8 protein-coding genes and 1 pseudogene are annotated in these 8001 nt (G+C 73.0%); 5 read left to right on the top strand and 4 right to left on the bottom strand.

Going from position 1 to position 8001, the window contains the following annotated elements; genetic code table 11:
- Positions 1-347 precede the first annotated feature (347 nt).
- The gene (gene helR / locus AB0F01_RS28405) at positions 348-2663 is read right to left on the bottom strand and encodes an RNA polymerase recycling motor ATPase HelR (protein ID WP_362101405.1); all 2316 of its coding nucleotides are present in this window, start codon (positions 2661-2663) and stop codon (positions 348-350) included.
- Between the two features lie 341 nt (positions 2664-3004).
- Here helR and AB0F01_RS28400 point away from each other — a divergent pair.
- The 4 genes and pseudogenes from AB0F01_RS28400 to AB0F01_RS28385 form a co-directional block, all read left to right on the top strand.
- A pseudogene (locus AB0F01_RS28400) lies at positions 3005-3130 on the top strand (transcriptional regulator); the annotation flags it as partial.
- Entirely contained in the window at positions 3069-3251 is a 183-nt protein-coding gene (locus AB0F01_RS28395) for a DUF397 domain-containing protein (protein WP_362101416.1), read from the top strand. The pseudogene AB0F01_RS28400 and the gene AB0F01_RS28395, both read left to right, overlap by 62 nt.
- A gap of 30 nt (positions 3252-3281) precedes the next feature.
- A complete protein-coding gene (locus AB0F01_RS28390; RefSeq protein ID WP_362101402.1) occupies positions 3282-3500 on the top strand; it encodes a DUF397 domain-containing protein in 219 nt (72 codons plus the stop codon).
- Positions 3501-3771: 271 nt separating this feature from the next.
- The gene (locus AB0F01_RS28385) at positions 3772-4692 is read left to right on the top strand and encodes a hypothetical protein (protein ID WP_362101399.1); all 921 of its coding nucleotides are present in this window, start codon (positions 3772-3774) and stop codon (positions 4690-4692) included.
- Between the two features lie 34 nt (positions 4693-4726).
- On the opposite strand, the gene AB0F01_RS28380 is transcribed toward AB0F01_RS28385, so the two are convergent.
- Together AB0F01_RS28380 and AB0F01_RS28375 are read right to left on the bottom strand one after the other, a co-directional pair.
- Complete coding sequence (locus AB0F01_RS28380) at positions 4727-5278, bottom strand: hypothetical protein (RefSeq protein ID WP_362101397.1); 552 nt, start codon at positions 5276-5278, stop codon at positions 4727-4729.
- Between the two features lie 211 nt (positions 5279-5489).
- Positions 5490-5909 carry a DUF2000 domain-containing protein gene (locus AB0F01_RS28375; RefSeq protein ID WP_192235099.1) on the bottom strand — a complete coding sequence of 140 codons (420 nt, stop codon included), beginning with the start codon at positions 5907-5909 and terminating at the stop codon, positions 5490-5492.
- 50 nt (positions 5910-5959) lie between these two features.
- Here AB0F01_RS28375 and AB0F01_RS28370 point away from each other — a divergent pair, with 50 nt between their 5' ends.
- A complete protein-coding gene (locus tag AB0F01_RS28370) occupies positions 5960-6793 on the top strand; it encodes an AraC family transcriptional regulator (RefSeq protein ID WP_362101394.1) in 834 nt (277 codons plus the stop codon).
- A 173-nt stretch (positions 6794-6966) separates the two neighbouring features.
- On the opposite strand, the gene AB0F01_RS28365 is transcribed toward AB0F01_RS28370, so the two are convergent.
- Positions 6967-7776, bottom strand: coding sequence for a hypothetical protein (locus AB0F01_RS28365; protein WP_362101391.1), 810 nt, complete (start codon positions 7774-7776; stop codon positions 6967-6969).
- Between the last annotated feature and the right edge of the window lie 225 nt (positions 7777-8001).

The raw sequence follows: 8001 nt of genomic DNA, 5'->3' as shown, positions 1-8001 counted from the left end.
GCCACCCGCTACGACAAGACCGCCGAGTCCTACCAAGCAGCCGTCACCCTCGCATCGCTGCTGATGTGGGCGTGACATTTGACGACAACTCCTAGGGGCCCCGGGGGTCCCGAAGGTCCCTAGGGGTCGAGGGTCCCTAGGGGCCCCGAGAGTCCCTGGGGCCCGTAGGGGTCCCGGGGTCCCCGGAGGCCCCGGCGGCCCCGGCGGCTGACGATCCCCCACGGCCGGGGAGTCTCCGGCGGCTGAGGAGCCCACCGCCGCCGGTGAGTCCCGCACGGCCGCCGGTGGGTGCCCGGCGGCTGAGGGAATCCCGACGCCCGCCGGAACCCCCGACAGGCCGGGCCACCTCATGAGCCGCCGAGCACCACCAGTTGCCGTGTCGCCCGTGTCATCGCCACGTAGTGGTCCACCGCTCCCGAGATGTCGGCGTCGGACGACCGGGCACCGCTGCCGGCCCCGTCGGCGTCCGCGCCGAACCGCTCCGGTTCGACGAGGACGACCAGGTCGAACTCCAGCCCCTTGGACAGTTCCGGGGTCAGGAAGCGCACGCGCTCGGTCGCGCGCCCGTCGTCGGCCGGGGCGCCGATGACGCAGGCCGTGCCCTCGGGGTGGGTGGCGAGCCAGGTGGCCAGGGTGGCGTCGAGGTCGGCGACGCTGCCGTGGGTGACGGGGATGCCGGTGCTGCGGACGGAGGTCGGCACGTTGGCGTCCGGGAGCACGGCGCGGATGACCGGCTCCGCCGCCGTCATGATCTCCTCCGGCGTCCGGTAGTTGACGGTGAGCGAGGCGAGCCGGACGCGGTCGAGGCCGACGCGTTCGAGGCGTTCCTGCCAGGACTCGGTGAACCCGTGCCGTGCCTGGGCGCGGTCGCCGACGACGGTGAAGCTCCTGGACGGGCAGCGCCGCAGCAGCATCTGCCACTCCGCGTCGGTGAGTTCCTGCGCCTCGTCCACCACGATGTGCGCGAAGGGTCCGGCGAGCAGGTCCGGGGTGGCGGTGGGCAGTTCCGACGTGTCGACGAGGCTGACGTCGGCGCCCTGTCCGCGGAGCATGATGACGAGCCCTTCCCCGTCGTCCAGGTCGGCGCCGGAGTGGGCGGTGGCCTCGACGAGGTTGTCCACGACCTGGTTCATGCGCTCGCGCTGGGCGGCGAGGGCGGCCTCTTGCCGGCGGGCGCGCCGGTCCGACTCGGGGTCGCCGAGCCGGTGGCGGGCCGCGTCCAGGAGGGGCAGGTCCGACTCGGTCCAGGCCCGGGGTTGGGCGCGCTGGAGCCTCTGCACCTCGTCCCGGTCGAGCCACGGGGCGCACAGGCGCAGGTAGGCGGGCACGGACCAGAGGTCGGAGACCAAGTCGGCCGCGTCGAGCACGGGCCAGGCCCGGTGGAGGGCGGTGGCCAGTTCCGCGTTCCGGCGGAGCGCCCTGCGCAGCACGTCCTCGGAGACGCCGCCGTCCCCGGCCGGGCCGTCCCCCACCGGGATGCCGTCCTCCGCCGACGCTCCGTCCGCCGCCGAGGCGCCCGGCCCGTGCTGCTCGATCAGGATCGTCAGCAGTTCCTCCCGGATCTGCTCCCGGGCCTCGTTGTGCGGGGTGCCCGGTTCCACGGCGGCAAAGGCGGACGTCCAGTCTTCGGGGGTCAGCCGCAGGTCCGACCAGGGCGTCGTCACCGTCAGGGCCTCGGCGGGCGGGTCCTCGTAGAAGCGGACGGCGGTGTCGATCGCCCGCACCATGTCGGCGGACGCCTTCAGCCGGGCCACCTCCGGGTCGGACTCCGGTACGGCATCGACCCCCTCGTCCACCAGGTCCCGCAGGACGCAGGTCTGCACGCCCTCCTCGCCGAGGCTGGGCAGCACGTCGGAGACGTAGTCCAGGTACGGGCGGTGCGGGCCGACGAACAGCACGCCGCCCCGGCGCCGCCCCACGCGCGGGTCGGCGTGCAGCAGGTAGGCGGAGCGGTGCAGGGCGACCACGGTCTTCCCCGTTCCCGGCCCGCCGTCCACGACGAGGGCGCCCCGCGAGCCCGCGCGGATCACGGCGTCCTGGTCGGCCTGGATGGTGCCGAGCACGTCCCGCATCCGCGGCGAGCGGGTGTCGCCCAGGCTGGCGATGAAGGCGGACTGGTCGTCGAGGGCGGCGGCGTGGCCGGTGAGACCGTCCGCCGTGAACACCTCGTCCCAGTAGTCGCTGACCCTGCCACCGGACCAGCGGTACCTGCGCCGGCTGGCGAGCCCCATCGGGTGGGCGTGCGTGGCCCCGAAGAACGGTTCGGCCGCCGGGCTGCGCCAGTCGACCAGGAGGCGGCGGCCGGTGCGGTCGGTCAGGCCGAGGCGGCCCACGTAGACGGGGTCGGTGCCGTCGTCGGCGACCATGCGCCCGAGGCACAGGTCGAGGCCGAAGCGGCGTAGGGCGCGCAGCCGCGCGGTCAGCCGGTGGATCTCGGCGTCCCGGTCCATGGCGTGCCGGCCCAGCCCGCCGGGTGCCCTGCGCTCGGCGTCCAGGCGGGCGGTCAGCTCGGCGATCGTCTCCTCCAGGCACGCTGCGATCGCCGCGAAGTGCGCCTCGTCGCCCGCGATCAGTGCGGGGTCGGCCTTGGCGGAGAGCCGGTCCGGCAGGTCGAAGGCGCCGGCGGCGTCGGCCACGCCGTATCCGGACAGCATCGTATTCATTACGTGAATCACCCTTTTCCGCAGCTTCCTGGCTCCGGCCGGGAATTCTGCGCCAGAAGGGGGGCCTTGCCGCAAGCCCCCCAGTGCGCTATACGTTGAGAGTGGCGAGGAGTGGGCGACCATCCGCCCGCCGCAGCTCCGCCACCCACCTCCGGATCTTTCGGCTCCCCACCACCGGGCCTTCCCGCTCCCGTCCGGCAGAGAGCTCCCGGTCCGACAGACCGGTTCGAGCCGTTCAGCGCCCCCTCACTACGGCACCGCGCCCGCGCGGGTCACGTCGGAGCGGCCATCGTGCCCGTCCGGCCGCCCGACCGTGACCTCCGCCCACACCGTCTTGCCCAATCCGATCCGTGATCGAGGACAACCACCGTGGAGCGAACGTCCCCTCTCGATCTGAACGACGTCGTGTGGCACAGGAGCAGCTACAGCAATCAGGAGGGCGGCAACTGCGTCGAGGTGGCCACCGGAGCCGCCGGACTCACCCCCGTCCGTGACAGCAAGGCACCCCAAGGCCCCGTACTCACCTTCCGATCCGGCACCTGGGCCGCCTTCATGGGGGACTTGAAGGCCGCACGCCCACTGGCCTGACCGTGCCGGTCGGCAGAAGGAGAAACCACCGTGGAGCGAACGTCCCGTCCCGATCCGAACGGCGTCGCGTGGCGCAGGAGCAGTTACAGCAATCAGGAAGGGGGCGACTGCGTCGAGGTGGCCGTCCAGGCCCTCGGCCTCGTCCCCGTGCGTGACAGCAAGGCCCCGCACGGTCCCGTTGTGGCCTTCCGCAGCGCCTCCTGGGCTGCCTTCATAGGCGAGTTGAAGGCCGGCCGGTACCGGCGCTGAGCCGCCCGGGCACCGGTCACGTCCCGTTGTTCCGGCCCGCCGGTCCCTCGTTCGCGAGGGGGCGGTGGGCCGCGCGGCTTCCAAAGAACCCGGGGAAAGAACTACCCGCCCGCCCACCCTCCCGGCTGCGTCACCCGTCCGGGTGACCGGCTTGCCTGGGTGGGTCACGGACCGTTACGTTCGCGGCGACCAGAGTAATCAGAACGGCCCCCGGGCGGGACTGCCATCCCGAGCGAGGGCCTCACCACGACGGAAGCAAGGACCTTCCCCCATGGCTGACTCGCAGTCTAACGCGCCCCTGCGCGCGGACACCGGACCTCCGGCCACCGGTGTGACCCACGTACGCACCCGCCTCACCGCCGACTTCACGGTGCTCGCCAACGCCCTCGCCCAACGCCGGGGCAGCGCGGTCACGATCGGCGTCGCGGCCTACATCGCCTCCCTGCCCGACGGAGCCCCCGTCAGCATCAGCGCTCTGTGCGGGCACTTCACCGAGGGCGAGATCCTGATCTCGCGTGCGCTGCGGGAGTTGGAGAGCGCCGGGTACCTGGAGCGGCGCCGGGTGCGTCTGCCCAGCGGCCACATCCGCACGCGGACGTTCTTCTACGACGTACCCGGCGGGCCTCCGACACCGGACGGGCCGCCGGAACCGCCGAAGCCACCCCGCCCCCGCAGGGCGGCCCCGGTCCAGCCCTCGCCGGAGTCGCCGCGCCCGCCGGCCTCCGCCGCGACGGCCCCGGAGCCTTCACCACCGCCCACGCCCACCTCCACGCCGGATCAACCGGCCACCACGCCACCGGCATCCCTGGCGGGCGCCGACCCCCGAGCGGTCGCGGTGCTCGCCTCGCTCCGCCGGGTGGACGCCCGGCTCGTCCTGTCCGCGCAGGAGGCAGCACGCCTGGCACCGGCGGTCACACAGTGGCTGGCCGCGGGCGTGGGGCCCACTCAGATCACCGAGCGGCTGACCGCCGGGCTCCCCGACCACTTCCGTGCCCGACCGGCGAGCGTCCTCGCCTTCCGCCTCCGCGAGACACCCCTGCCCGCACCGCCCCGACCGGCTCACCCCGCGGAACGCCCCACAGCCGCCCTGCCGTTCCAGACCTGCGACGGCTGCGAACGGGCCTTCCGCGCCCCCGCCCCGGGCCGCTGCCGCGACTGCCGCCCGGCGGGGGCCTTCCGGGCGGCGGGATGAACGGGCAGCAGCCCCGGGGACCCGGAACCCGGGCCTACGAGCGCGACTCCTGTTCCCGCCAGGGATCGATGGCCGGGGCGGCGACGAGGACGAGGAAGCCCGCGGCGGCATGGAACAGCATGGCCGTGGAGGCAGCGATGCGAACCTTCGCCTTACGCACCTCGTGATGCTCCGCCTCGGTGAGCCCTACAGCTTCGCTGCGCTGCTCCGGCGCCCTCCCCTGGGTGGAGGAGTGACGGCCGGAGTCGTCGGCATGGGTCGCCCTTGCCATGCCCCCGGTCACCAGGGCCAGGGCGAGCACGGCCAGCACGAGCGCGTAGGCACACTGCAGGCCGGTCGGGAGGGCGCGGGCGAAGCTGAACACCCGCATGCCGTTGCCGAGTTCACCGCGGTCCAGCAGCGTCCGGGCACGTGGGGAGGACACTGCGCGCAGGATCGCGGCACCGAATACGGGAAAGGCCGCGACGAAGACGGCACCCTCGCCCCAGATCGGCACCCTGCTCGGCCCCGGCAGCCACGCCACCACGGTGATCAGCATCGCGGCCACGGACAGACACCACGCCAGCACGAAGTGGACCCGGCTCACCAGGCTCAACCTCAGCCCGGGAATCAGTCCGCCCCAGTCCATCTGCCGCCCTCCCCCCGGATCTGCCGTCGTGCAAGAGCGCCCGCGGCCCGTCCAGCATGACGCAGGCCTGTCCCAGCACGGCAGGCAGCCCCGACTCCGGCAGGGTGGAGCGGCCGAGCGGCCGATCCTGCGAGGTCCCGGCAGTCGCTTTAAGGTGTGAGGGCGCGGGTCACGGATGCATCCGCGCCCCCTTGAGCACCTTGTCCACCGCGTTCCTCGGGCCGTGCACCGCCAGGCCGACGAGGTCCAGGTCGGCGGTGCCGACGGCGCGGACCGCCGCGCGGTTGGCCTCGTCGTGGCCGGTGGCGAACAGGTCGCGGGTGAAGACGGCGCGGGGCAGGGCACGGGCGAGGACGCGGGTGTGGGCGGTGCGCAGCGTCTCCTTCGTGCCCTCGAAGATCAGGACCGGCTGGCGGAACATCGGCAGGTAGCCGACCTGGTCCGCGTCCTCGTAGGGTTCCCCGATCACCTCGGGGAACTGGCTGCCCAGGCCGCTGACCAGGAACGCGGTGACGTTGAGGCGCTGCCAGGTCTCCAGGTCGTCGCGCAGCAGGACGGCGATCTTCGTGTCGAAGCGTGGGGTCGTCATGCCGTTGAGACTGCCGATCGGGGCGCGTCGGCGTCTTGTACGTTGTTTGCATGGCCGCAGCGCGCTCCGCGGGGACGTCCGGGGCGACCGTCTCCGCCTGGCGGCCCCGGGTGCCGGGTGTCGTCGAGGTGTTCCACGCGCGCTTCACCGAGTACGCGTATCCGATGCACGTCCACGACGCCTGGACGCTGCTGATCGTCGACGCCGGTGCCGTCCGGTACGACCTGGACCGGCACCAGCACGGCACCCCGCACGACACCGTGTCCCTGCTGCCGCCCCACGTTCCCCACAACGGCTCCCCCGCCACGGCGGACGGTTTCCGCAAGCGGGTGCTCTACCTCGACGGCACCCACCTCGCGGACGACCTCATCGGTCCCGCCGTGGACGGTCCTGACCTGCGGGACCCGTTGCTGCGGCGGCGCGTCGGGCAGGTGCACACCGCGCTGACCCGGCCGGGTGACGAGCTGGAGGCGGAGAGCCGGCTGACGTTCGTCGGTGAGCGGCTGCGGGAGCACCTGCGGTCCCGGGGGCCGGCGCGGACCCCGCTGCGGGATCCGGTCCTCGCCCGGCGCCTGCGGGAACTGCTCGACGCGCGGGTGGTGGAGGGCATCGGGCTGCGCGAGGCCGCCGGGACGCTGTCCGCCCATCCCGCGCACCTCGTACGGGCGTTCAGTGGCGCCTACGGCATCCCCCCGCACCAGTACCTGATGTCCCGGCGGGTCGGACGGGCCCGGCGGCTGCTGTTGGAGGGGCGGTCGCCGAGCGAGGTCGCGGTGGCCACCGGGTTCTACGACCAGGCCCACCTCACCCGGCACTTCCGCCGGCTGGTCGGGGTCACCCCGGGGAGGTACCGGGCAGGGGCGGCGCCGGGGGAACACTCGTAGCGTCCCGCGACAGCCCGACGTGCTCCGATGTCACTGTGGGACGGAGTGCGGAGTGCGGAGTGCGGAGGGCGGGGGACGGCGAGCGGCGGGTGGGGGCGGCGGCGCGCCGGCTGCGACCACGGTGGATGGGCCCGCGGGCTGCGACCAAGGTGGGTGGCGGCCCGCGAACCCGGTCACTTCACGTCGACGTAGTCGTCCTTCGACGTCGCGCCGCCTGTGGTGGACGTCTGGCCGAACGTCCAGCGCCAGTAGCCGTCCACGGTCGCCTTCACCGTGGTCTTCAGGTTGCCGCTGGAGTTGGCCCGCACCGTCTTGACCGTGGTGTAGGTGCTGCTGCCCGCCTTGCGGAACTGGAGCTTGGCCAGCTTGCCGCCGTACGCGGAGTAGGAGCGCTTCGCCCAGTCGGCGCGGGTCAGCTTGCCGGTGACGGTGATGGTCTTGTTCTTGACGACCGGCTCCGGCGAGGCGTTGACCGTGGCACGGGCCGCGCGCTTGACCTGGAGGGTCGCCGGCGTGGTCAGGTACTCGTGGTCGAGCCTGTTCTTCCTCTCCAGGAAGGCGATGACCGACATCTTCCAGGTGGTGGCGTCCTTGGCCGAGTCGAGGTTCTCGCGGGGCCGGATGCGCAGGTGCCCCGAGCAGTTCGCGGCACGCGGGCCGTCCTCGAAGCACTCGAACATGTCCGACTGGATCAGCTGGTTACTGGTCTCGTTGGCCTTGGCCGGCGTCATCCCGTGGTACATGAACGGGCTCGTGCTCGCCGTGCTGATGGTGTAGCCGGCGGGCCAGGTCACCCGGTAGCTGAAGGTGGGGTACTTGGTCTCGGTGGTGCCCACCACCATGGGCTTGCCCTTGTTCACGACCACGTTCGACACCTTGATGCCGGTGTCGGCGGCGACGGCCTGTGCGGGCTGAGCGGTGAACGCCCCCAGCGCGAGCGCTCCGGTGAGCACGGCCACGAGGGCGGATCTGCCAGTGTGCATGCACGTCCTCTTCATGCATGGGACCCAGCGAACGGGTCCGGATCGCGGCAGAGTAACAGGGCGGGATCGCACGTCCGTTCGCCGCCCCGATGCTCAGCGGACCGGCGGTGACCTGGGGTGTCGTCCGACGGACGGCTGTGACGGTCCGCTCCGAGGGCGGCTGTGACGGTCCGCTCCGAGGGCGGCTGTGACGGTCCGCTCCGAGGGCGACGCGGACGGTTCGCT

The organism is Streptomyces sp. NPDC029526 (assembly GCF_040637405.1).
Taxonomy (GTDB): Bacteria; Actinomycetota; Actinomycetes; order Streptomycetales; family Streptomycetaceae; genus Streptomyces.
Note: the sequence above shows the minus strand (reverse complement) of the source record. Positions and strands in the feature narration are given on the sequence as shown.